This window comes from Acinetobacter sp. B-6 (assembly GCF_056930735.1).
The window spans coordinates 584,120-608,716 of sequence record NZ_JBXPBY010000001.1 but is presented as its reverse complement, the minus strand read 5'-3'; the positions used below and the strand labels follow the sequence as shown (position 1 = coordinate 608,716).

The window sequence follows — 24,597 nt, the reverse complement described above, 5'->3', positions numbered from 1 at the left end:
CTCGTCAGCGATAAATAAGACGCAATAAACATTCAACAACTTAACCCTCTAAGCTAAGTTCGTTTGCTGTATCGCGTCGGGATGCTGCGTATTCTATATATTTTTTATAGACACGCAACCCCTATTTTAAACTTTTTCAACCACATGGTTATTTTTTCAACAAAAAGCGTAAAAAAAACTGTATTTTTCACTCATTTTTTAAGCACTTCTTTAAACTCATGCTTTTAAAATCTTAAAAAAGCCCTCATCAATCAATAGTCGTTATTTGATTCTTATTCAAAAATAATCACCTGAAGAATGTGCATGTAAGAAAGCAGGGATTAATCCCGTTAATGCTGCCCGAATATCTGCACGTTCATTAATGAGTTGATGCGATCCTTCTTCAAGAATTAATAAAGTTTGCAATCTGAATTGGCGACGTACGAAATCAATATTATATTTCCAATCCACTGTTTGATCTTGAGCACCTTGTGCCAACCACACAGGTATACGGCATTTTGGAAATTCTTCCATTTCCTGCATCCATTTCGACATTGCTAGAATCCAGTCCATTCCCATCATACGGGGTTGCAAAGGATCTTTTAGTCGTACAAATCTTAAAAACTCTGGATTATGGTTGTTGCGTTTAAAATGACGAGGAACTTCTCTTTTAATTCTACGAATAATGCCCAAACCAATAGAATTGTGCCACCATGCGGTTTTAGCTGGTCTCACCAAAGGTGATAAGAGTAAAACACGATCAACAATTGGATTTTCTCTTTTTTGTGCATATTCAAGTAAATGATGCATCCAAATTGCACCACCTGTACTCTGTCCTACCCCCAACCAAGGTTTAGGAAGATGCTGTGAGTTTTTAACATATTGGTAAACAGCATGCAGCACTTGTTGATAGTGGTCAAAATTTTTAATATTTGCTGGAGAGCCATTACTTAAACCATGTCCTGGCAAATCATAAGTAATAACACTAAAGCCTTGTTCAAGGATTTCTTTAACAATCGGTTGATAGATACCACTATGCTCTAAATAACCATGTAATAAACAGACTGTTCCTTTTACTTTTTCAATTTTAGGCTTAAATACCTGAACATGCAGTTTAAACAACGGCATGTCAATAAAGCCTTGCCATTGAACACAATCTAATTGATCAAAACCATAAAGTCGTTGATAAGCCTTTATTTCTTGGTTTGGCACATAGGCACGATTTAAATTTAAAGCTTCTAATAGTTGTGGTGTGGTATCACGACTTGGTACTGGCAAATCAAGTTGTTTTAAAATTGTAGGATTTAAAAATGGGATATCCGCCATTAAGGCACCTCTCTACAGCCACTCGAACCAAACAACATATCTCGAATTGTTGCTAAAGTTTCATAGTTGGCTCTGCGGCTATGATCATAATTCTGTTTGCTTGGTTGCCATTCTGTAAGTTGAGTAGGCATTGGTGCGTCCACTGGAATGGTCTCTATACCATTCAATGCAAATAAACGACGTGTTCTAGGCATGTGATAACGATCTGTAATCAACATGACTGTAGGTGCTCCACCTTTTTTTTGTAATAGTAATGAGCTAAAACGTGTATTTTCACAGGTATTCATACTGCGATTTTCCAATAATTTTGCCTGCACCCCACGTTCAGCCAACCACTTTTGCATATAAGGTGCTTCAACGCCACTCAACACAATAGGCAGTTTGATTTTTTTCTCTAGTTCAATAGTCGTTTCCAGTCTTAGTTTAGTGTAATCATTGACAATAATATCTTTCTGATTTTTATCTAAAGTTAGACCACCACCCAAAACCACAATGGCATAAGGTTGACTGACTGGTTTTGGGAGTTCACTATTTTTATTGGGTAAGCTTTCTAAATCTTGTTGTACTTGTGAACTTGATAATTCAACGGCAGAAGCTGAGGGATTTTCATATAAAGCCTTATCATCAACCTTATATTTTTTTAAGAAAGTTAAATATTCATCCATCAGCGCTTTGTTGTCTTCACTATTTAAATCTAATAAGTTTTTAACCACATCATTAGGCTGCTCTTCTACAGCATCAGAAGCTGCATGTTCAGACACTAAAGGAATCACTGGCTTGATTTGCTCTTCATCATCTTCTTTTTGTTCTTTGGCAATTTTTTCCTGTAAAGCTCGATAACGCAATTGAAGAGCAAGCAAATCCTTCGCATCGTTGCTCTTTAACAGTTCTTCCATCAACTTTAGATAAGCTTGACGAGCAATCCACAAATCCGAACCTGGTTCTAAGTTTTCTGTTTCAGATAATGCCGCATTTTGTTGGCTTTTTGCGGCAACCTGATTGACTTCAACAGGCACAAATGTATTGAGAATCCTCACCATAAGGTTCGAATAAAATGGCGTATACCAAAATACAATCAGACAGCCAAAAAGTACAAATAGTATTGCAACCATCCGTAAAAATCTGACCATCCAATGCTGTTTAACCATATATAGACTCAATGTTAATGGTTCTGAATTAATCCCATTTCGTTAAAAAGTACAGGTTCTGGCTCTAACTGCACAGCAAACTGATCAAACACATCCCGCTGAACAGCTCGATAAGCCGCTTGAACATCTGACAATGTTGCATCCGCATAATTCACCAGAACTAAAGCTTGTTTATGGAACATGCCAACTTGATTAAGTTGCTTACCTTTCCATCCTGATTGGTCAATCAGCCAACCAGCTGCAATTTTAACGCGATCCTCTGTTTGAGGATAATGTGGAATATTAGGGAATTTTGCAATTAATTGTGAAAATACATCTCGCCCAATAATCGGATTTTTAAAGAAACTTCCGACATTTGGATATTCCTTAGGATCAGGAAGTTTACTTTGTCGAATTTGAATTACTTGTTTTTGCAAATTCTCCGCACTCAAGTCATCTGCCATTGCTGCTTTTAAATCACCATAGTTGATTTTTAATTCAGCCTGTTTCAGTAATCTAAAAATCACATGAGTAATAACATAACGATTTGGATCATCTTTAAAAATACTGTGTCGATAAGAAAATTGACAATCCTGAGCACAGATGGAATGCATTTGCTCTAATTCACGATCATATACTTCCACAGATTCAATAAACTCACCTGCTTCAACGCCATAAGCCCCTATATTTTGTACAGGAGAAGCACCTACCAAACCAGGAATCAATGCAAGGTTTTGTAAACCATAAAGATGCTGTGAAGTCGTCCACAATACAAATTCATGCCAGACTTGCCCTGCACCCACCTTTATTGTTTTACTCCGTTCGTCTTCACCGATAAACTCTATCCCCTGTATATCGATCGCAACAACCAGGGCATGAATATGCTCAGGAAGAATCATATTGCTTCCACCTGAAAGAACCAGCACATTTAAATTATTTTGTTTGGAAAATTGCAGTGCACTTTGAAGGTCAGCAACAGATTGTACTTTGACAAAATGTGATGCAACTGAGTCTAAACGGAGTGTATTAAATGGTTTAAGTTGAACCTGAGATTCAATATTCATAACTTAAATTTCATTCCTAATGTATATCAATTACTTATATTGAAACTGTTGCTGAAAAACTTGCACCCACGCTAAACTACTTGACTCACATTGATCAAGAACACGCTCAAATCCATCTGCTTCACCATAATAAGGGTCAGGAATGGCTTGCTTCGGAAAATCAGCATCATGTTCACTCATCAGCGCAACTTGTGCTTTAACAGACTGTACACCAAATTGTTGAATCGCTTGTTGAAGCAAAGATTTGATATTCGCTAAATTTTCATGATCCATTGCAAGAATTAAATCAAAATCTAAGAAGTCTTGTATTTTTAACTGTCTAGCACGCAAATCTGAAAGATCATAGCCTCTTTTTATTGCATGTTTTTGACTGCGGTGATCAGGTGATTTATTCGGATGATAATTACTCGTTCCAGCTGAATCCACAATCACGTTCAATTGCTGTTCATTACAATAATGTCGCAACACGACTTCTGCTGTAGGTGAACGACAGATATTTCCTAAGCACACACATAAAACCTTGTATGGCATTTTGGATAACATAAACCGCCTCAAATGATCATTTCTTTTATAAGCGCTTATGTTAAGTTATTTAGCAAGTGAATCCTATAGAACCTTAAAACAATAATGTTAATTTTGTGATGACAGATTAAGGATAGTACACAATGCAGCATTTCCAATTTCAAACTGTAGCCAATATTATTTCTGGGCTAGGAACAGTCCAAGAATTAAAAACCATTTTAGCTAACAAATATAAAAAAGCCTTGCTTGTAACAGATGCAGGGATGATTCAACATGCACTGCATTTACCTGTACTGAAAATTTTAGAAGATGCTCATTTGGCTTATGAAATTTACGCTGACGTTCAGGCTGACCCTGCAGAACATATTGTTCTATCCGCAGTGGAGTTTGCCAAAAAAAATCAAGTCGATGTTGTGATTGGTTTTGGTGGAGGCAGCTCAATGGATGTTGCCAAACTTATTGCAGTACTGGCTCATGCTCAACAAACCCAAAGTATTCAAGAGATCTACGGTATCAATAATGTTCATGGACCAAGACTTCCTTTAATTCTGATTCCAACCACTGCCGGTACTGGTTCTGAAGTTACGCCGATCTCCATTGTTACGACAGGTGAAACGACAAAAACAGGAATTGTCTCACCGATCTTATATGCGGATATCGCAATCCTTGATGCCACATTTACCACTGGTCTGCCATCACATATCACAGCCGCAACTGGCATTGATGCAATGGTGCACGCCATCGAAGCCTATACTTCAAAAATAAAGAAAAACTTTTATGCTGACATGTTGGCAAAACAAGCACTGAAACTTCTCAATAAAAACTTGAAACTTGTCTTGGCGGATGGGATGAATATGCAAGCACGTCAAAATATGCTTCTAGGGTCAATGCTTGCAGGACAAGCATTCGCCAACGCGCCTGTTGGCGCTGTTCATGCCCTTGCCTATCCATTAGGTGGACATTTCCACTTATCTCATGGACACACCAATGCTTTGGTTCTATTAGAGGTTTTAAAATTTAATGCCTCTGAAGCCAAAGCTCACTACGCTGAACTGATGCAATGGTTAGATCCTTATAGTAAAGGCAGTGTTGAAGGTCTCTGTGATTTATTTATCGACCATATGCAAAACCATCTCAACAATAGCGGCTTAACCCTAAAACTGAGAGAGTTAAATGTACAATCTCAACAACTTGAAGTCCTTGCAGAAGATGCAATGCTTCAAACACGCTTATTACAAAACAATCCTAAGGTTTTAAACTACACCGATGCACTCAACATTTATCAGGCAATTTATTAGGGTCTATTGAGATTTCAACAGCACATTGCGTTATCGATTAATACGACATAAACAAGAAGTGAGATACCAACAATCGCGATACTATTGTCGAGTTTCAAAATGCAGTAGAGGAAGACTTTAATCACAACCAACTGAATAGAGATATTTTACGAGGTCTACCTTAGGTTTTGCTGACTTAGCATCACTGAGTTTCACAAAACCTGCCAAGTGATATCTAAAAAAATCTTTATTACAAGCATCTGTAAAGTATCAACCAACTTAAAACACATCATCAGAATGCTTGCGATTGATGTTGTAAAATCATCTTTAAATACAGTTAAGCTATAAAGCGATTTACTTAGGTAATGCACTACATTTCAAACAAAAAGTAAAAACTGTCTTTTGATCATGAAAGACTAGCCTGATTCCTCTAGCATAAGAAATTGCTAAAATCCGCGAACAAATCTTCACAAGAAAAACCTTAAATTATCAACATGTGCAAAAAACAGTCAATAAAATTCTATTTTTTAATCAAATAGATTATTGCGTATTTTAAAAAATATCTATTTATAACTTTAATTATCATAATATTATTTTAATTACTTATTATTTGTATGACTGACTGGTTGATAATTTACCGTGTTTTCCGTTTAACTTCTAAAATAATTACTCTAAAATCGCCGACGATCTTAATCGGGAAATTAAGATAACAGACAGTATTGGAAATGATTCTATGAAAAAACTTACATTGGCGATTTTACCATTAGCAGCGTTTGGCTTAAACACTGTTACTCATGCAGCGACTTCAGACGGTAAAACTTTTGCTGTTTCTACAGGTTGGTTGCATGTAATGCCACAAAGTAAGGGACAAGGTGTCAATGGGAAAACAGGTAATTCACCTTACTTAGGTCCCTTGGCTAATTTACAAGCAGCTAATCCTGATGCTGGTTTTGAAGTACAAAATGCTGATACTGCAGGTTTGATGCTTGATTATTTCGTCAATGATAACGTTTCATTAGAATTAACTTTGGGCGCACCTCCTGAAATGGAACTTGCAGGCAAAGGCAGCATTAAAGTTCATGGGATCAATGTCATTGACCTCAACAAATATGACAAAGCTGCAACTACAGATGCCTATACACCAACCATTTCTGGTCGTTACCACTTTGGCTCGATCAACAATAAAATTCGCCCTTATGTTGGTGCTGGATTGATGTATGCTCACTTCTCAAATGTTGAAACTGACCCTGCGATTAATCAGGCACTGAAGGCAAATCCTTATCTTGCTGCGTTCAATCCAGAATTGGGTAAAGTAAAAGTTGATGATGCTTTTGCACCAGTGGCTATTCTTGGTGCTGATTTCAACATCAACAAAAACTGGTATGCAACAGCTTCTGTGTCTTATGCACACCTTACGACTAAAGCTAAATTAAATGTAAATGCGACTACACCAGCTGGAACAACAACGTTGATCTCAGGTCAAAGCAGTATTGAAATTAAACCAATTGTGACTTATTTAGGTCTAGGCTACCGTTTCTAATTAATGAAGTCTGATTGAGATCAGCCTTCATTTTCTGTAGCTCATTGAGTCATACTTAATGAGCTTTTTATTTTTTAAATCATCCTTAATACATATCATCCTGCGATGTATCCAACAAAATAGGATCGCTTTAAAACAATCATCATTTTGAATAAAAACAAACAACGCTCTCATCCCATAAAAGATCTCTGTCATCTCTGGAAAGTAAGACATCACTGAAGTAAATTAATCAAAATTTTTGTTAAAATATAAGGCTGTGAAAATGCCTGATCTCTATTATCCAAGTTTTATGAGATGGTATCAGTAAGATAAATAAATCTAAAATTGGATAAAAGATACGCTTTATACGAAAAACATCGTCATATCTATTCACTCTTGTAGAATGATATGATGAGAAATTGATTAAATTTGATGTACATCGCTTCTTATTCACACTGTCATCGTTTTAATGTAAATGTCCGTATAGCGCAGAGTAAAGTAAAATGAAACCACAAATAAAATTACGTGATCAATATGCCTTTATTTTCCCAATTCAAACACGTTGGGCTGACAATGATATTTATGGTCATGTGAATAATGTAACCTACTATAGTTATTTCGATACCGCAGCCAATGCTTTATTAATTCAAAAAGCGGACTTTGATATCCATCAATCGCCGATCATTGGCTTAGTTGTAAATTCTTCTTGTGATTTTTTTCAAGAACTCACTTACCCCGAAATTATTGAAGTAGGCGTTGCCATTTCAAAAATAGGAAACGCATCTCTGACTTATGATTTAGCAATTTTTAAACAAGGACAAAGCCAAGCTTCAGCTCAGGGGCAATTTGTTCATGTATTTGTCTCTCGTGAGACAAAAAAAAGCACCCCAATCCCTCAAGATATGCGAGATGCTTTACAGATTTATCTTAGTGAATAATTCATTTTAAGCTCTATAGTTAAAAGCCAGATCGAATAAACTATATTTAAAGGATAAGAATTTAAGCTAAAGTATTTTGATCCCAAAAAGCCTGACTGACTTCAGGCATTTGATTTAACATTTCAATAATGGGCTGAATTTCTTTTTCCTCAACCGAATTTGCAATCAAAATTGCCTTAATCTCAACATCTTGTTCTCCAAAAGGCTCTACGTCAAAATCTTTGGCTGGAAAGTGATAATGCTTTAAAGCTTTACTCAACTCATCCATAACATGCTTACTATGTTCTTTTTGACACACCACATAAATTTCATGTTGCATTTCTGACTCAACATTGAGTGGCTTGCGGTCGATAATATGACCAATCGGACGTAGCAAAGTATTTGCAGCCAAAATAAAGAGTGTTCCCAATAATGCTTCAACAATACGATCACAGCCTGCTGCTGCACCCACGGCGGCAGAACACCATAGCGTTGCAGCCGTATTCAGACCTTGAATATTACCCTCTTGGCGCATAATCACGCCTGCACCTAAAAAGCCAATACCAGAAACAACATAGGCAATTACTCGAACAGAACCATCAGCGCCAGTTAAATTATTGGCAATATCAACAAAAATAGCAGCACCCACAGCCACCAAAACATTGGTTCTCAAACCAGCTGTACGTTGTCGATACTGTCGCTCAAATCCAATCAAACCACCTAAAATAAAGGCAGAAAAAAGACTAATCAATGTATCAAGCATGTTTGTTAATTCTAAATGTTGCATAAATTGGAGTTGCATCTATACGCTCCACAGTTATTTTAATTTATGGTCTATATCTTTGCTATCTCATGAATAACGGAATAAAAATCCTTCACTGTTTTATCACATTCAAATGACAAAAGTATTGCAAAGTATTAAAACTCAACACTTTAAAGATTTTCAATTTCAAAAAATCAGTTAGATATAAATAGTCTGATATTTGAACCAAAGTTGCCTTCTTTACATTAGGGGCTGTGGACATTTCATAAATGGCTTGCGTTGTAGGTTAAAATTGAGCAGGCAAGGCATGAAATGAAGAGAATAGCGAGACTATTTTTGAGTTTCATAACGTAGCCTGAGATAATTTTAACCACAACCCTTCGGGACTAGCGTGTTTTTTGTCGCTTCGTCGTTACGAACTACTCATTTAGAATGACTAAATTTCGTATTTCGCGCCTAGAATCGTCTAAAAAACACACCTAGTCGCAAACATAGACGAATTGTCCACAGACCCTAATAACAGGATGATAAAACGAGAGATATAAAAACAGACCTTGAGTAGGTATTTTATTTAAGGAGAAAATGTAATTTAAAAATAGAAATGCGATCTTATTGCAAGACAACATTCTCAAAAGTATCTTGCTTAATAAGTTAGAATCACTATAGATAAACTACAGTACCTCGACGAACTATTTGGCATTTTTAGATACCACTTTGTTGAAATTGGCGCAATTATAACCACAAAGTCATTAAATAAAAACCGCATTTTTTTAATTCATATTTATTTTATAAGATCATACAATATTAAAATTTTGTATACAGTCGCACTTCAATTTTTAGTCAGCCTTGTTTGATGCACTGGCAACCTCCCTGTTGCACACTAAACATCACCCATCATCTATATATGATTATATTGAATGCAGATCAAATGTTATCGAAGAATATATTTAACTTTTGAGTTGAATATTTTCAATCTGACCATCAAATGCATCAATCAAACTTTTTACTACGGGCTCTTGTTGAAGCATTTCAGCTGCACGATCAAAAGCACGCACTTTACGTTCTTTTTGCATCATATACGGTGTAATCGACTCGACCTCACCATACTGAACTGTAAATATCGTTTGTGACCATTGTTGCTTTAAAGCTGCTTCTAGATCATGTTGCGCTTGATTCAGTAATTTTTCATATTTTGGTGAAGTTTGAAAAATAGACTGACCATTAATCATACCCATCATCAAACCATGTTGTGCCAGTTCTTGAACAGCAGGAGAAAGCGAGCTGTTTCTAAACCAATATTCCCATTTATCAACAGTCCAATCTCCTTCTAAATCTTGAGATTGTAACGTTAATATTTGTTGCGGTGTTTGCGCATTATCAGAGGAGCCTAATTGATTCTCAGACTTAACCACCTGAACTTGATTTTCACTTGGCTGTTGTTTTTGGATAGCTTCAGCATTTTCAATATTAAGCTGTTGATCTTGTGCTTCAGGAGCTAAAAAGAACACATCCTGATTTGCTGTTGATGTTGAAGAATTTTCATTTGTACTTTGTGAATGAAGCTCAGCACCGAAGAGCGTCAAATCTGGTGCACTAGTATCAATAGACATTTCATTTTGAACATTATGATTTGCCTGCTGATCAATGATTAGAGATGGTTCAGTAACCACAGTCTGTATTTGTGCTGTGTTTACTGTGCTATCAGTATCTTCAATGAATTGCTCATTAAAAGCATCATCACTATTCGGCTCATGGTCTTCAATAATCTGCTGTGATAACTCATCCTCAACTGCATCAAAAGCAGGATCACTCACTACAGAGAGTGTTTGTGGCATTACAGCAAAATCAGATTTTAATGGCTCCAACTGTTGTTGGGATAGATCAGGTTCAATAGCCTCATTTTTTATATTAACTTCAGCGTCTATCTTTGCCTCATCGTCTATCTTGGTATCAAGCAGCGTCTGATCTTGTGCTTGTGCAAATGATTTTACAGTCTGATGAGGTTCAATATCCAACGGTTTATCTTGAGTTTCAACTGAAAGCGCTTGCTTTTCAATATCCTGTTGTGGTTGAGAAATTACAACTTCATTGACTTGCATTGGTCTAAAAGCAAGTAAACGCAATACCGTCATTTCAAAACCTTGCTCTTGTGTCACAGCAAGTTGCAACTCTGCCCGCCCTTTACATGCAATTTGATAATAGAGCTGTAAATCTTGAGCAGAGACGATTTTCGATAACTGCATAATTTTTTGATTTATTTCAGCACTATATTTTAGGCTTAGATCTGGCAAATATTGCAACATTGCCAACTCATGTAATGTTGAAATAAATTGATCCAAAACCAATGAAACATCTAAAGCTTGCTGTCTAAATTGTAATAACAACTGACTGACACGTTCCCTCTGATTCTGATGTATTGCCAAAATCAAATCATAAATAATGGTTCGATCTATCAAGCCCAACATTTCTTTAACGTCTTGGTGATGAATTGCACCTTGACCATAAGCGATTGCTTGATCAGTTAAAGACAAGGCATCACGCAATGAACCTTGTGCAGATTCCGCAATTTGCCAAATCGCATCTCGCTCTGCTGAGATTTCTTCTTTATTTAAAATACTACTGAGGTGGTGGGTAATTTCATCCACAGCCAAAGGGCGTAATGTAAATTGCAAGCAACGGGAGATCACGGTAATAGGCAGTTTTTGTGGATCGGTTGTCGCAAATAAAAATTTTACATGCTCTGGTGGTTCTTCCAATGTTTTTAACAAGGCATTGAATGAGTGCGTAGAGAGCATATGCACTTCATCGATCAAATATACTTTAAAGCGACCTTGTGTAGGCGCATAAGGTACATTATCAAGCAGCTCACGGGTATCTTCAACCTTGGTTCGTGATGCTGCATCAATTTCGATGAGGTCAATAAAACGCCCTTCATTCACAGCTTTACATGTTGCACAAACTTCACAAGGTGTCGAAGTTACGCCAGTTTCACAGTTTAAACATTTTGCTAAAATTCGCGCAATTGTAGTTTTTCCAACTCCACGTGTTCCTGTAAATAAGTAAGCATGATGTAAACGCCCACGATCTAAAGCACTGGTCAGCGCACGAGAAACGTGGTTCTGTCCGACCAATTCATTGAAGTTGCGTGGGCGATATTTACGTGCAAGTACCTGATACATGGAAGCTCCTAGTTACAGGTCTAAGGATACTGTTTTTTTGACAATTAGTGAATGAAGAACTGTAGAGTTATTTTTTATTAGAGATAATTCGATCAATTTCTTCAAATTTGACAATTTTAATGACATTTCTTGAACTTTGTTGTAAGAGAATTAGCTTGTCTTGGCTTCCATCTAAAACATACCAATTTATAAGTTCTTTGTCATTTTTCAACTTCGCAACCGGCAATTTTTCAATATCATTTAATTTAATTTGTGCAGAGAAGCAAGTTGTTAATGCAAAAAAGACAATGAATACAAATAGTTTAAGCTCTTTATCTTTTTTTATTTCCTTATTTGTGAATATTCCTAAGGTCAATCCGATGAGAAAACTATTCCACAGCATTGAATTGAACTTAATCAAACCAAACAAGGTGAATAAAACAACGATAGTGGTGCAAATGACAATGACAAATGTTGTTTGCCAAAATTGAAATGATTCATTTTGTTTAAAAATTTCTTTATATTTACAGTCAGTTAAAATATTTTGAGTGGATAATTTGAAACGTTTTTTCTGTCTAAACTTATATGATTTTTTAATCATCCATTTAAATATATCCATTAAAAAGCCAACAACAAGAATACTTCCTGCCATTAATACAAGAACTTTCAATATTTCAAAAATATAAAATGTAGGTGATAAAATCGACATGACCCAAATTGCATCTAAAGAATAATAAAAATATGCATTGGAAAATACAGATATGGTTAATGCAACAACAGACAAGACACCAAATAATTCTGTAATTGATAATTCTCTTTTTATCATTTAATTAAAATCGAAGTTAATTTTGCACTTTTTAGCACAATGCTTTCACAGCGTAAAGTTTATGAATCCAACCAAAGTCATTTAAAAATTAAAATTAGCCAAAACTATTATCAACTTTAAATGATAAAATGTTAGAGCTCAATCAAACACCGCTATTAAGCTCTAACTACAAGACTATAAATGCAACTAATTTACTATTTGTTTCTTATCGGATAATGCACGCCAAACAAATACTGACAAAATTAAAAACATCACACCAGAAATACTCAATACCTTACTATGCGAATGGATAAATGCTTCTGAGGCGGCTTGTTTTACTTGTTGCATCAATGCAGGATCTGCATGCTGAATCACAGACAAAGCCTCACCTATGGATGAACTTACTCCAGCCACCAAACTCTCTGGAAGTGTAGACGGTATAACAATGGATTGCGCATAGAATATAGATAACAGCAAACCAAAAATAGCAATACCTAAACCAGCACCCAATTCATACGCCATTCCCTCAATCGCACCCGCAGCAGTCGCTTTTTCTGGAGACACGGCTGACATAATTGCAGCTGTAGATGACAATAAAGCAATTTCAACACTAATTCCCATGAACACCATCCACACCCATGCTTGAATATTTTGAGCATTAAAATCAGTCATTGCCAAACCAAAAAAGCAGACCGCGCACATCAACATTCCAATTGTTGCTACAGGTCTTAAACCATAGTGATTCATTAAGATACTGGTAAAAGGACCACCGATACTGATTGCGATCATAAATGGTAATATGAATAGTCCAGCCTCAAGTGGCGTATAACCATACACAAACTGTAATTCTTGAGAAAGCAATAATTCAAATCCAACCAATGCAATCATGGCAACCATTGCCATCACAATACTGGTTGAAATTACAGGATTCTTAAACAAAGTAAAATCAATCATCGGCTGGACAGTACGAAGTTGATGACGAACAAAACCCGTCAGTAAACCCAAGCCCACAACAAAAACCAATACTATAGACAGATTGAACGCATGTATTGATGTCTTAATCGAATAGATCAACATCAATATGGCGCTAACCAAAATCAATGCTTGTAATAGGTTTAAAGGTTGCTTTGTTTGTACTGTTTGTTTAGGGACTAACCATAAGGTCAAAATTAGCACAAGAATAATAATCGGTACATTGATCAGGAAAACAGCGCCCCAACTAAAGTGCTCTAAAATAAAACCACCCAATAGTGGACCAAAGGCTGCCCCACCGCCGCCGACAGTTCCCCAAATACCCAATGCGTAATTTCGTTGCTTCTCATCCAAAAAAGTATTCCGAACACCTGCCAAAGTTGCAGGTAAAATCATGGCTGCACCGACACCTAAAAATGCTCTGGCTACTATCAACATATAGGCTGAATTCGCAAAAGCAGCCATTAAGGAAGCCACACCAAAGATACTGGCACCAATCAACATCAGACGTTTAAAACCAATCCGATCACCCAATGCACCCATTGGTAAAATCAAACCTGCCATGATTAGGGAGTAAATATCAATTACCCATAACATCTCATTGGCGGATAATGATAATGCCGTGCTCAATGTTGGAATGGCAACATGAAGTACTGTTGCATCAATTGAAACAGGTAAATAAATGAGTACGATGATTGCGAGAATCACCCATTTGCGGTACATAACACACCTAATTAAAAGTTGGACACTTGTTCAAGATAGCGCATTATACCTACACTTGAACAAGTGTCCAACTTTGTTTAATATCTGTTTTGTAAATTATGTTGAAAGCCAAATTATGAATTATTTAAATCGCGAGCAACGTCGAAACATGATTTTGGATGCAGCCAAACGTTTGGCGCTTCAAGATGGACTAAATGGTTTAACGGTACGTCGAATTGCGAGTGAAGCTCAAGTTTCTACAGGGCAAGTGCATCATCATTTTGAATCCAGCTCACACTTAAAAGCAGAGGTATTCATCGCTTTAATGGATCAGCTTGATGAAGTTGAAAATCTCATTACCACAGAGAGTAGTGTCGAACGTTTATGCTTATTACTCGGTATTGAAAATATTGAACAAACCCAACCTTATTTACGTTTATGGAACGAAGCAGAAGTTTTGATTGATCAGGATCAAGAAATTAAAAAAGCCTATAATATCGCGATGGAAAAATGGCATCTTGCTTTAGTGACGACGATTGAATATGGGAGAGGTCAACAAGAATTCAATATATCCACTTCGAGTTCAAGCCAAGATATCGCATGGCGGCTTATTGCATTTGTCTGTGGATTAGAAGGCATTTATGAATTGGGTTTAAATGGATTGGATAATCATTCTTTTAAGCACCATGTAGAGTTGGTGCTTAAAATGGAATTATTTTAATAACAAGGACTCAATTAAAACCACCCTTTACTGCCTTTTAAAAGCTTATCCGCACAACGCAGCGTTTCCTGAGTCAATCCCCACAACCGATAGTCACCTGTGATTGAACCAATTGCAAAATTATGGGTATAAGCAAAACTGAGTTCGCGCTGCGGATCACACCAAGCTCCAGAACCATTATAACCAATATGACCAAAACCTTGTTTTGCACGCTTCCCCATGCTAATGACACGATGATAGCCTAGACGCCATTTCATCGGAATTGGCATGACACGATCTCTTTTAATCGATTGAATTTGACTTAATTCAGCAAAAATTTCAGGGCGAATAAATACTTTTCCATCCCAAACACCTTTATTTGCCATCATGGCATAAACTTTTGCCAAACTATTTGCAGTAAATACACCATTGGCTGCTGGAATAATCGCTTGCAATCCTTGATCACTGAAAAAACTAAACTCGCGCATTCCTTTTGGCACCATCGCATCTAAAAAGTCTTGCGGATTCTGACCAGTTAATTCCACCAGTTTATCTGAAAAAGAGGGTTTGCGTTGCTTGGCTTTGTTTTTAGTTGATTTACCTTCTGCTTTTTGTTCAGGTATTGCTTTCTGAATCAAACGCGCAACACGATTTAATTCGGTGTTAGGTACACCAAAATATGCACCATCAAGTTGCAGTGGTTCCACTAGGTATTTTTGCATTAACACAGTAAGCGGCTGTTGAGTTGCTTTTTCCAATACACCTCCAACCAACCAACCAAAAGTGAGTGCCTGATAAGCAATATCAGTACCTATTGCAAAACGCGGAGTCGCCTTTTCAAGCACTTTAAGCATATGCTGCCAATCCGCCATTTCCACGGCGCTGTTGATAATATTTCGGATATCATACAAGCCACTTTGATGGCTGAGAATATGACGTAAAGTCATATTTTGTTTACCATTTTCACCAAACTCAGACCAATAATTTACAATAGGCGTATCGTAATCTAAATGGCCTTCACTCACGAGAATATGCGCTAAGGTCGCAAGAATACCCTTTCCTGTGGAATAACAAACAGATAATGTATGCTCATTCCACTGTTCTGTTAGAGATTTCTGCCCCGTATAAATATCTATAACTTTCTCTTGCCGGAAATATACAGTTAAAGCAGCTCCACCATTTTCACATCGACCATCCTGTAAACGGCTAAATTGAATTGCAAGATCTTCAAAACGCTCATCTACATAACCTTGATAATTTTTAGTATTTGCAAAAATAATATCCGTTAAGCTACTCATTTTCCTACCCTATTTTTATTCATGCCTTTTTATTAAAAAAGCCTAAATCATCTCGACTTAGGCTTTGTATTTTATCTTATAAAGTTTTCACTACACCAGATACATGCGGTTTTTGTGACTTTTGATTACGAATCAGAAAATCAGTATCTTTGCCTGATGTTGCTGTCAAGAATTCAACCGTTGAAGGTAAATACATTGGTAATTTAAAGACAACATCTGCCTCATAAGCATCTGGTAAATTCAGACTCGCTAAAACTCTTGCTTTACTCCACATCCCATGAGCAATCGCTTGTTTAAAACCAAAGGCTTTTGCAGTCAACGCATGAATATGAATCAGATTAAAATCGCCTGATGTGATTGCATAACGACGACCTGTATTTTCAGAAACTTCCCATACCGCAGCGACTTGGAAATTAGGCTCTTTGGACTCTTTTGCCTTTTCAGAAACCACACCTTGTGTTTTTTGACGTGCCAAATAAGTGGTTAAACCTTGCATAACGATCTCATTACCTACTTTTGCAGTAGTTACAAAATCAAATTGAACACCTTTATCATGCGGTTTTAATTCACCAAATTGACATGATAAAGTTAACTGTTCATTCACACCAATTTTACGTGTCTGTTTTACTTGGTTGCGGATATGCACCAAACCCAAAATTGCAAAAGGAAATGCTTCTGAAGTCATCATATGCATTTGCAAACTTTGTGATAAAACAGCCAAATAAATTGCTGGAATATATCCATTGTTCTTAAAACCACATACTTCATTATAAGCTTTTAAATGGTTTGGATCGATTTTAAATGAGTCCACCACATATTCAACTTGCGGCAGTACCTTTTCACCTTTTGGCTTTTTAAAAACCAAACCCTGAATGACTTTTGGATAAGCTAAATATGGTTTTGGAAGTTGACTAAAATGGCGAGTATTCATACTAGACCTTTGCAAATTAATTCTTATTCAATATTAAAAAATCCAACACTAACGTTGGAAATCACGAATTATCAGTTAGAAAATGCAGTGTTTTCATACAGAATTTAATGAGAGGCTGATTCACATCAATGAACCACACCTCTCATTTCCTGCACATTAAAACAGGACATTGCTTTAGGGATTATGCACCCAATAAGCTTTGACCACAAACACGTACGATATTTCCATTTAAACCAGTAGAAGCTGAAGAAGCAAATAGCGCAATAGTTTCAGCAACATCAACAGGTAAACCACCTTGACTCATTGAGTTCATACGGCGACCTGCTTCGCGGATTGCAAATGGAATGGCAGCTGTCATTTGAGTTTCAATAAAACCAGGAGCAACAGCATTAATGGTAATTCCATTTTTAAGTACAGGCGCTGTAAATTTAACTAAACCGATCACACCTGCTTTAGAAGCGGCATAGTTGGTTTGACCTAAGTTACCTGCAATACCAGAAATTGAAGATACACAGACGATACGACCATTGGCATTTAACCCATCATTAGACAGTAAATAATCGTTGATACGTTCAGCAGCAGAAAGATTGATGTTGATGACAAGGTCCCACATCTCTTGTTTCATATTTGCCAAAGTTTTATCTCGTGTAATACCGGCATTATGAACAATAATATCCAAACCACCGTGCTGTGCTGCAGCAGCTTTGATTTTTTCACCAGCATCTGCAGCTGTAATATCAATCGCTAAAGTTGAACCACCGATTTCACCAGCAACACGGTCTAAATCTGTTTGTTGTGGCGGTACATCTAAACAAATCACATGCGCACCATCACGCGCCAATACATGTGCAATTGCTTCACCGATACCACGACTTGCGCCAGTCACTAACGCTGTCTTACCTGCAAGTGGTTTCGCCCAATCCACATCAACAAGATCACCTTTAGAAACACGAATCACTTGTCCAGAAACATAAGCTGAACGTGGAGAAATAGCAAAACGTAGCGCTGACTCCAAGTTTTGTGCCGCATCTGCATCAACCAGAATAAGATCAGCAGCGATACCCTTTTTAAATTCTTTACCAACAGATTTAACAAAACCTTCTAATGCACGTTGCGCAATCGCCTGTTTAATCGTTGGTGCAGTTTCAGGTGTTAAACCAATGACGATAACACGACCAGAAGTCGCAATTTGACGTGCAATAGGATTGAAAAATTTGTGTAATTCTTGTAATTGTTCTGAATTTTGAATACCAGATGCATCAAATACAACGGCTTTAAACTTAGACTCTTTATCACCTTCGTTAAAAGCACCTACATTCAACCCTGTTTTTGCAGCGGCTTGCTGTAGCTCTGCATTATTACCTGCATATGTATTCGCATGGATGTTACTTAAAACCTGAGCGATTTCACTGGTAAAATGTCCTTTTGGTGCTGCACCTAACAACACAGCACCCTTTACCACAGGCGTCGCAGATTCAAAGCGCTCTAATTGTATTGGTGAAGGTAAGCCTAGATTTTTAATGACAAATTTACCAATTGGAGATTTTGCAAATGCTTGGTATTGGTCAGACATGTTTGTTATCTCTCATCTCAAATTAATTTTGTATAGATCATAAGTTATCTTTAAACTTCAGTGTAATATCTATGATCCATAAGTTTCTTTTAAATCATACTTGAGTTGCCAAAATGATGACTTGACCTGAAAGAATATGCAAATGTCATTTTAGTCAATTCGAGCAACCCTTGAATATGTTAATGTAAGCCCTAAGAATATTGCGAACATGCTTGGAAAAGCCTTATGAGCAAAACAACTCAAGACAATTCAAATGTTGAAAATTCTGCAACAGAATCTGTGTCAAATACATCAAAAGCTCGTACTCGTACGACCAAGACTGCAAACACAACTTCTGTAGCAGCAACTGCAGCAAGCACGACAAAAAAACCGGCTCGTGCTACAACTACAGCTTCACGTAGTAAAAGTGCTGCATCAACCACAAAAAAAGCAACCCCATCATCTACTAAAACTCAAACTTCTGGTCAACAGGACAAAACTATGAGTCAAAACACTGTACGTCGTGTCGCAATTATCGGTGGTAACCGTATTCCTTTTGCGCGTTCAAATGGTCCATATTTCCGTGCTTCAAACATGGATATGCTAACAGCCGCTTTAAACGGCTTGGTTGAACGTTTCAACTTACAGGGTCAACGCTTGGGTGAAGTTGTCGCAGGTGCTGTTTTAAAACATAGCCGTGATTTTAACATGACACGCGAATGTGTTCTCAATACACAGCTTGCTCCTGAAACACCAGCTTACGACATTCAACAAGCGTGTGGTACTGGCTTACAAGCTGCTTTTTTGGTTGCCAATAAGATTGCATTAGGTCAAATTGAAGTCGGCGTTGCTGGTGGTGTTGATACAACATCTGACGCTCCAATCGCATTTGGTGATGGTCTGCGTAAAGCATTGCTTGAACTCAACATTGCGAAAACAGGTAAAGATCGTCTTAAAGCATTGGCAAAAATCAATGTTAAAGATTTGATGGACGCGCCAAAAAATGGTGAACCTCGTACAGGTTTATCTATGGGTGACCATCAAGCAATTACTGCTTTAGAGTGGGGTATTCCTCGTGAAGCTCAGGATGAACTCGCAGCATCATCACATCAAAAAATGGCGAAAGCCTATGAAGAAGGTTTCTTTGACGATCTAATTACACCATTCATGGGATTAGACAAAGACAACAACCTACGCCCAGACTCTTCAGTGGAAAAATTAGCTAAACTCAAACCTGTATTTGGTAAAGGTGACACTGCAACAATGACTGCAGGTAACTCTACCCCACTAACAGATGGTGCTTCTGTAGTACTTTTAGCTTCTGAAGAATGGGCAAAAGCCAATGGTCATGAAGTTCTTGCATATTTAACCTTCAGCGAAACTGCTGCCGTTGATTTTGTTGGTAAAAAAGAAGGTTTATTGATGGCACCTGCTTATGCCGTTCCACGTATGTTGGATCGCGCTGGCATTAAACTTCAAGACTTCGATTATTATGAAATTCATGAAGCTTTTGCATCTCAAGTACTTTCAACATTAAAAGCATGGGAAGATCCAAAATTCTGTAAAGAACGTTTAGGTTTAGATGCACCATTGGGTTCAATCGACCGTAGCAAACTTAATGTTAAAGGTTCTTCTTTAGCTGCTGGGCATCCATTTGCAGCAACAGGCGGTCGTATTCTAGCGACTGCTGCAAAACTGATTAATCAAAAAGGCTCAGGTCGTGTATTGATTTCAATCTGTGCTGCAGGTGGTCAAGGCGTAACGGCTATTGTAGAAAAATAAGTTCAATTCATCTTAAAACATAATCAAATTTGAAAAAGCATCCGGAATGGATGCTTTTTTTATGTTCATTTTTATAAGTTATAAAAAAATGGTTAGCCGAAGCCAACCATTTAAAACCATCACTATTCTTAGGGAAAATAGTGTTGATTTTAAAAACGATACCCTATCCCTAAATAAGTGATTAAGGGGTCAATATCTACTTTGGTTTTTGAATGAATTAAACGATTGCCAGTATTGGCATCAATCACATCTATTTTGGCTTGATTATTTAATTTAGCATAAGACACCGAAGCGATCCCAAACCAATTACTGTCAATGTCATAGGTCGCACCCAAACTCACGATCGGAGCAATTGCATCAGTTGTTTTGACCCGAACATAAGGATTGGCGCTGGACGGTTTCCCATCTAAGGCAGCCCCTGCCTTTCCATCCATGACATTCTGAATCATATGCCCAGCTGCAATCAAATCATTGTTAATCTGATGATTTAATTTAATATCTGTAAAACGTGAATACATCAATCCCACACCAATATATGGACGAAGTTTGTTTACCCCTGTTTGTCCAAATTGATATTGTGCTTCAACTGCTGGGGTCCAAGCACGAACTGACGCAGCTTTAGATTTATTGCCTAAATTGGTTATTGGTATTGCCTGATTTAAATCAATACCATCTGGGAATAAGATGCCAACCAGATCACTGGGTGAAGTTGCTAAACCCGTCATTGGTGCAAAGATTTCTCCTTTTCCTTTGATATCAACTTTTGGCGGAATCCCTCCAATCAATTGTAATGAAACATTATCATTAATATAATAATTCAATGTTAACCCCAAGGTATCGACATCATCAGCCTCCAATCCTGTACCTGCTGACTGCCAATGCTCTAGACCATGAATATTTGCACTTCCAGCAACCTCTGGCAAAATATTTCCCTTACCATCGGTTAACAACGTCTTCATAAAGTCATCATTAAGAAACTCAGTTAAAACTTCTTTCTGATTGAATGGAACTCCGCCTAAGTCTTTTCCCATCGCATTCGGATCAACTGAGTTTAAAAAACTGGTTGTTGAAATACTGCCGACCGTTGCATTAGTACCATTTTTGACACGGGTATCAATATTAAATGGATTGGCTTTGCCTTGAGGCATGACATGTAACCAACCTGCTGATACTGAAAAACGTTTGTATTCCTGTGCAGAGCTCAAACTGGCAATAGCGAATAATGAACTTGCAATAACTATTCTTTTTAAAGCAGCTGTTTTTTTCATTTTTTATCCTTAAATTTGAGATTACCCAACCTTGGTAGTCCGCCTAAAAAACATACATAAAAAACAATATTTATGGTTTAAATTCTGATCAACAACATTCACAATAATTGATAAAATATATTTTTATATTATTTATTTTTTAAAAATAATTTTTAATATTTTTTCTATAACAACATATTAATTTTACCATTTAGCATAAATTAACAATTATATGATATTTATAAAGTCTATTTTCCATAAAAAAGATTAAAATAAAAATATTAAATATCTCACATAAAATTTCACTTTATATCAATTCAACACATTATCAAAAAGTGAGAATTTAATGATTTTTTATAGATTCCTTTCTATCTTGTAAAAATACAAGATAAATATTCATTTATTTGGCATTTCACCCTCTGTCAAAACAAAAAATGCCAAATAAAATAGTTTTTTGATCATTTTGACTTGTTTTAATTCAAACTCGCTAATTTTGTCTGTAAGATTATAAAGAAAAACTTTATATCTTTTTTTAAATCATATAAATCATCATTTTATTTAGAAAAAAGATAGTTGGGTGTTTGGTAGGTTTTTAGTAGGTATGCAATCTAGTCTGCAATATTGATACTCAATCTCAAGGTGAACAACACCTATTGGAAACATGAAATAACAATGGTAGAAGGAATCGCACCATGGCTTTTAAAAATATTGCAGACCAAACAAACGGTTTTTATATCCCTTGTGTATCACTTTTTGGACCTGGCTGTGCCAAAGAAGTCGGTACAAAAGCTCAAAATTTAGGGGCGAAGAAAGCGCTCATCGTTACTGATGCAGGTTTATTCAAATTTGGCGTTGCTGACATTATTGTTGGATATCTCAAGGAAGCAGGTGTAGAAAGTCACGTATTCCCAGGCGCAGAACCAAATCCTACAGATATTAACGTTCACAATGGTGTGAATGAATATAATGAAAACGGTTGTGACTTTATCGTTTCACTGGGTGGTGGTTCATCTCATGATTGTGCAAAAGGGATTGGTCTAGTTACAGCTGGTGGTGGTCATATCCGTGATTATGAAGGGATTGATCAAAGTAAAGTACCGATGACTCCGCTTGTTGCAATTAATACAACAGCAGGGACAGCTTCTGAAATGACTCGTTTCTGTATTATTACCAACACAGATACCCATGTTAAAATGGCGATTGTCGACTGGCGTTGTACCCCACTTGTTGCAATTGATGACCCTAAACTGATGATTGCAAAACCTGCCGCTTTAACAGCTGCAACTGGTATGGATGCACTGACCCACGCTGTAGAGGCTTATGTATCTACTGCTGCAAACCCAATTACAGATGCCTGTGCAGAAAAAGCAATTTCAATGATCAGTGAATGGTTGCGTCCAGCGGTGGCGAATGGTGAAAATATCGAAGCACGTGATGCAATGGCATATGCACAATATTTAGCGGGTATGGCTTTCAACAATGCCTCACTCGGTTATGTACATGCAATGGCGCATCAACTTGGCGGTTTTTATAATCTCCCGCACGGCGTATGTAATGCGATTTTATTGCCACACGTATGTGAATTTAACTTAATCGCCTGCCCTGATCGTTATGCAAAAATTGCACAGTTAATGGGTGTGAATACAGACGGATTAACCACCACTGAAGCAGCTTTTGCTGCAATTGATGCAATCCGTGAATTATCAGCATCCATTGGTATTCCATCTGGTTTAGCAGAACTGGGGGTTAAAGCTGAAGATCATGCTGTGATGACATCAAATGCTCAAAAAGATGCCTGTATGTTAACAAATCCACGTAAAGCAACTGATGCGCAAGTGATTGCGATCTTCGAATCTGCAATGTAATTCATTTGTATTTCACTTTACTACTTTAGCTAACAGCTTTTTTTGTTAGCCCATGTTGTGTTCTGGAATATTGTTTCGACAATATTCCTTTTTTTATGTCTTTTTTTAATTTTAACCTAAATGTGACAATACTGATTGTCATAAACATTGAAAAGATCAACAACCCTGTCTATGATGCTTAAAACATAAGCGGATTATTTCAGCAATGACAACAACAATCAAAACCATCATCATCACTGGTGCAAATACAGGGATTGGGCTCGCAACTGCAGAAACATTTGTGAAAGAAGGTCATCACGTTATTCTTGCCTGCCGTAATCCTGAAAAAGCTCAAGCAGCTCAACACTACTTACAATCTTTTGGCACAGGTCAAGTCGATCATATTACCCTTGATCTGAATAGTCTGGAGCAAATCAATGCGACAGCAAATGAAATTATTTCTAAATATCCTAAAATAGATGTATTGGTGAATAATGCAGGTATGATGACACCGAAACTCGAAGCAACAGAAGATGGTTTTGAAAAGCAGATTGGTGTGAATTTTCTCGGTCCATTCTTATGGACACTTAAACTGCTTCCGCTTGTTCAAAAGTCAGAACAAGGGCGCATTATCAATTTAGCATCTATGATGCACGTATTAGGCAATATCAAACCAGAAATTTTTAAAGCGGATCAAATTAAAAAATATAATGGTGTATTGAGTTATGCAAACAGTAAACTTGCTAATTTATTATTCAGCAATATTCTTGCCCAACAACTACAAGGAACCAATGTCACCAGCAATGCACTACATCCAGGTGGAGTTGATTCAGAAATTTATCGCGAACTGCCGAAATGGCAATATGCCATCATCAAGCTTGGACTCATTCCACCCTCAAAGCCTGCTGAATTAATCAAAAAAATTGCATTTGATCCATCATGGTCAAAACGTAATGGTGAATATGCGAGTTTGCAAACGCCTGCTTTTCGTTCAGCAAAAGCGAAAAATATGCAACTTGCTCAAAAACTATATGATGTCTCTTATCATCTTGTAAAAGACTATCTGTAATTTTGGGATTTTATAAAAGTCTGTTGACATTTCATCTAAGCAT

General features: G+C 37.0%; 19 protein-coding genes. 7 read left to right on the top strand and 12 right to left on the bottom strand.

What is annotated here, in order from left to right:
* Positions 1 to 276: 276 nt before the first annotated feature.
* The 4 genes from AC1Z3T_RS02775 to AC1Z3T_RS02760 are packed head-to-tail and all read right to left on the bottom strand — an operon-like array spanning position 277 to position 4,039.
* Positions 277 to 1,305, bottom strand: a complete 1,029-nt coding sequence (locus tag AC1Z3T_RS02775; RefSeq protein ID WP_004824246.1) for an alpha/beta hydrolase — start codon at positions 1,303 to 1,305, stop codon at positions 277 to 279.
* On the bottom strand, positions 1,305 to 2,453 hold the full coding sequence (locus AC1Z3T_RS02770; RefSeq protein WP_419321224.1) for a YdcF family protein: 1,149 nt from the start codon (positions 2,451 to 2,453) through the stop codon (positions 1,305 to 1,307). Before AC1Z3T_RS02770 ends, AC1Z3T_RS02775 begins: the two co-directional genes overlap by 1 nt.
* Before the next feature lie 14 nt (positions 2,454 to 2,467).
* Positions 2,468 to 3,496 carry a UDP-N-acetylmuramate dehydrogenase gene (murB, locus tag AC1Z3T_RS02765; protein ID WP_151798681.1) on the bottom strand — a complete coding sequence of 343 codons (1,029 nt, stop codon included), beginning with the start codon at positions 3,494 to 3,496 and terminating at the stop codon, positions 2,468 to 2,470.
* A 30-nt stretch (positions 3,497 to 3,526) separates the two neighbouring features.
* Positions 3,527 to 4,039: a low molecular weight protein-tyrosine-phosphatase gene (locus AC1Z3T_RS02760; protein WP_004824252.1), complete on the bottom strand. Its 513-nt coding sequence runs from the start codon at positions 4,037 to 4,039 to the stop codon at positions 3,527 to 3,529.
* Positions 4,040 to 4,161: 122 nt separating this feature from the next.
* Here AC1Z3T_RS02760 and AC1Z3T_RS02755 point away from each other — a divergent pair, with 122 nt between their 5' ends.
* The 3 genes from AC1Z3T_RS02755 (at position 4,162) to AC1Z3T_RS02745 (ending at position 7,752) form a co-directional block, all read left to right on the top strand.
* A complete protein-coding gene (locus AC1Z3T_RS02755) occupies positions 4,162 to 5,316 on the top strand; it encodes an iron-containing alcohol dehydrogenase (protein WP_262541279.1) in 1,155 nt (384 codons plus the stop codon).
* Between the two features lie 712 nt (positions 5,317 to 6,028).
* Positions 6,029 to 6,835: an OmpW/AlkL family protein gene (locus tag AC1Z3T_RS02750; protein ID WP_100885393.1), complete on the top strand. Its 807-nt coding sequence runs from the start codon at positions 6,029 to 6,031 to the stop codon at positions 6,833 to 6,835.
* A 482-nt stretch (positions 6,836 to 7,317) separates the two neighbouring features.
* Entirely contained in the window at positions 7,318 to 7,752 is a 435-nt protein-coding gene (locus tag AC1Z3T_RS02745; RefSeq protein ID WP_004824257.1) for an acyl-CoA thioesterase, read from the top strand.
* A 61-nt stretch (positions 7,753 to 7,813) separates the two neighbouring features.
* Here AC1Z3T_RS02745 and AC1Z3T_RS02740 read toward each other — a convergent pair whose 3' ends face one another.
* From AC1Z3T_RS02740 to AC1Z3T_RS02725, 4 genes are all read right to left on the bottom strand, one after another.
* Positions 7,814 to 8,533, bottom strand: coding sequence for an MgtC/SapB family protein (locus tag AC1Z3T_RS02740; RefSeq protein ID WP_046761165.1), 720 nt, complete (start codon positions 8,531 to 8,533; stop codon positions 7,814 to 7,816).
* Positions 8,534 to 9,441: 908 nt separating this feature from the next.
* On the bottom strand, positions 9,442 to 11,673 hold the full coding sequence (gene dnaX / locus AC1Z3T_RS02735; protein WP_419321228.1) for a DNA polymerase III subunit gamma/tau: 2,232 nt from the start codon (positions 11,671 to 11,673) through the stop codon (positions 9,442 to 9,444).
* Positions 11,674 to 11,740: 67 nt separating this feature from the next.
* The gene (locus AC1Z3T_RS02730; protein WP_004824262.1) at positions 11,741 to 12,478 is read right to left on the bottom strand and encodes a hypothetical protein; all 738 of its coding nucleotides are present in this window, start codon (positions 12,476 to 12,478) and stop codon (positions 11,741 to 11,743) included.
* Between the two features lie 186 nt (positions 12,479 to 12,664).
* Positions 12,665 to 14,152: a SmvA family efflux MFS transporter gene (locus AC1Z3T_RS02725; RefSeq protein ID WP_419321230.1), complete on the bottom strand. Its 1,488-nt coding sequence runs from the start codon at positions 14,150 to 14,152 to the stop codon at positions 12,665 to 12,667.
* Between the two features lie 115 nt (positions 14,153 to 14,267).
* Between AC1Z3T_RS02725 and AC1Z3T_RS02720 the strand changes: the two genes are divergently transcribed.
* Positions 14,268 to 14,852 (top strand): TetR family transcriptional regulator, encoded by a 585-nt coding sequence (locus AC1Z3T_RS02720; RefSeq protein ID WP_100885396.1) that lies wholly within the window; start codon positions 14,268 to 14,270, stop codon positions 14,850 to 14,852.
* A gap of 14 nt (positions 14,853 to 14,866) precedes the next feature.
* Here the strand turns inward: AC1Z3T_RS02720 and AC1Z3T_RS02715 are convergent, their stop codons facing one another.
* The 3 genes from AC1Z3T_RS02715 to AC1Z3T_RS02705 form a co-directional block, all read right to left on the bottom strand.
* Entirely contained in the window at positions 14,867 to 16,129 is a 1,263-nt protein-coding gene (locus AC1Z3T_RS02715; RefSeq protein WP_100885397.1) for a serine hydrolase domain-containing protein, read from the bottom strand.
* Between the two features lie 76 nt (positions 16,130 to 16,205).
* Entirely contained in the window at positions 16,206 to 17,060 is an 855-nt protein-coding gene (locus AC1Z3T_RS02710; RefSeq protein WP_005032086.1) for a MaoC family dehydratase, read from the bottom strand.
* 181 nt (positions 17,061 to 17,241) lie between these two features.
* Positions 17,242 to 18,633, bottom strand: coding sequence for a 3-oxoacyl-ACP reductase (locus AC1Z3T_RS02705; protein WP_100885398.1), 1,392 nt, complete (start codon positions 18,631 to 18,633; stop codon positions 17,242 to 17,244).
* A 225-nt stretch (positions 18,634 to 18,858) separates the two neighbouring features.
* On the opposite strand from AC1Z3T_RS02705, the gene AC1Z3T_RS02700 reads away from it, so the two are divergent.
* The gene (locus AC1Z3T_RS02700; protein WP_004824275.1) at positions 18,859 to 20,394 is read left to right on the top strand and encodes an acetyl-CoA C-acetyltransferase; all 1,536 of its coding nucleotides are present in this window, start codon (positions 18,859 to 18,861) and stop codon (positions 20,392 to 20,394) included.
* A 149-nt stretch (positions 20,395 to 20,543) separates the two neighbouring features.
* On the opposite strand, the gene AC1Z3T_RS02695 is transcribed toward AC1Z3T_RS02700, so the two are convergent.
* Positions 20,544 to 21,662, bottom strand: coding sequence for an OmpW/AlkL family protein (locus tag AC1Z3T_RS02695; protein WP_151714361.1), 1,119 nt, complete (start codon positions 21,660 to 21,662; stop codon positions 20,544 to 20,546).
* A 671-nt stretch (positions 21,663 to 22,333) separates the two neighbouring features.
* Here AC1Z3T_RS02695 and mdh point away from each other — a divergent pair.
* Entirely contained in the window at positions 22,334 to 23,506 is a 1,173-nt protein-coding gene (mdh, locus tag AC1Z3T_RS02690; RefSeq protein ID WP_005032094.1) for an iron-dependent methanol dehydrogenase, read from the top strand.
* Positions 23,507 to 23,711: 205 nt separating this feature from the next.
* Positions 23,712 to 24,554 carry an SDR family NAD(P)-dependent oxidoreductase gene (locus AC1Z3T_RS02685; protein WP_100885399.1) on the top strand — a complete coding sequence of 281 codons (843 nt, stop codon included), beginning with the start codon at positions 23,712 to 23,714 and terminating at the stop codon, positions 24,552 to 24,554.
* Positions 24,555 to 24,597: the final 43 nt, after the last annotated feature.

Excerpts from the sequence above, each read along its gene's own strand:
- AC1Z3T_RS02710 (WP_005032086.1), bottom strand. The coding sequence starts at position 17,060 with ATGAATACTCGCCATTTTAGTCAACTTCCAAAACCATATTTAGCTTAT.
- murB (WP_151798681.1), bottom strand. The coding sequence starts at position 3,496 with ATGAATATTGAATCTCAGGTTCAACTTAAACCATTTAATACACTCCGT.
- AC1Z3T_RS02695 (WP_151714361.1), bottom strand. The coding sequence starts at position 21,662 with ATGAAAAAAACAGCTGCTTTAAAAAGAATAGTTATTGCAAGTTCATTA.
- AC1Z3T_RS02750 (WP_100885393.1), top strand. The coding sequence starts at position 6,029 with ATGAAAAAACTTACATTGGCGATTTTACCATTAGCAGCGTTTGGCTTA.
- AC1Z3T_RS02685 (WP_100885399.1), top strand. The coding sequence starts at position 23,712 with ATGACAACAACAATCAAAACCATCATCATCACTGGTGCAAATACAGGG.
- dnaX (WP_419321228.1), bottom strand. The coding sequence starts at position 11,673 with ATGTATCAGGTACTTGCACGTAAATATCGCCCACGCAACTTCAATGAA.
- AC1Z3T_RS02770 (WP_419321224.1), bottom strand. The coding sequence starts at position 2,453 with ATGGTTAAACAGCATTGGATGGTCAGATTTTTACGGATGGTTGCAATA.
- AC1Z3T_RS02755 (WP_262541279.1), top strand. The coding sequence starts at position 4,162 with ATGCAGCATTTCCAATTTCAAACTGTAGCCAATATTATTTCTGGGCTA.
- AC1Z3T_RS02740 (WP_046761165.1), bottom strand. The coding sequence starts at position 8,533 with ATGCAACTCCAATTTATGCAACATTTAGAATTAACAAACATGCTTGAT.
- AC1Z3T_RS02775 (WP_004824246.1), bottom strand. The coding sequence starts at position 1,305 with ATGGCGGATATCCCATTTTTAAATCCTACAATTTTAAAACAACTTGAT.
- AC1Z3T_RS02745 (WP_004824257.1), top strand. The coding sequence starts at position 7,318 with ATGAAACCACAAATAAAATTACGTGATCAATATGCCTTTATTTTCCCA.
- AC1Z3T_RS02725 (WP_419321230.1), bottom strand. The coding sequence starts at position 14,152 with ATGTACCGCAAATGGGTGATTCTCGCAATCATCGTACTCATTTATTTA.
- AC1Z3T_RS02720 (WP_100885396.1), top strand. The coding sequence starts at position 14,268 with ATGAATTATTTAAATCGCGAGCAACGTCGAAACATGATTTTGGATGCA.
- AC1Z3T_RS02730 (WP_004824262.1), bottom strand. The coding sequence starts at position 12,478 with ATGATAAAAAGAGAATTATCAATTACAGAATTATTTGGTGTCTTGTCT.
- mdh (WP_005032094.1), top strand. The coding sequence starts at position 22,334 with ATGGCTTTTAAAAATATTGCAGACCAAACAAACGGTTTTTATATCCCT.
- AC1Z3T_RS02760 (WP_004824252.1), bottom strand. The coding sequence starts at position 4,039 with ATGTTATCCAAAATGCCATACAAGGTTTTATGTGTGTGCTTAGGAAAT.
- AC1Z3T_RS02700 (WP_004824275.1), top strand. The coding sequence starts at position 18,859 with ATGAGCAAAACAACTCAAGACAATTCAAATGTTGAAAATTCTGCAACA.
- AC1Z3T_RS02705 (WP_100885398.1), bottom strand. The coding sequence starts at position 18,633 with ATGTCTGACCAATACCAAGCATTTGCAAAATCTCCAATTGGTAAATTT.
- AC1Z3T_RS02715 (WP_100885397.1), bottom strand. The coding sequence starts at position 16,129 with ATGAGTAGCTTAACGGATATTATTTTTGCAAATACTAAAAATTATCAA.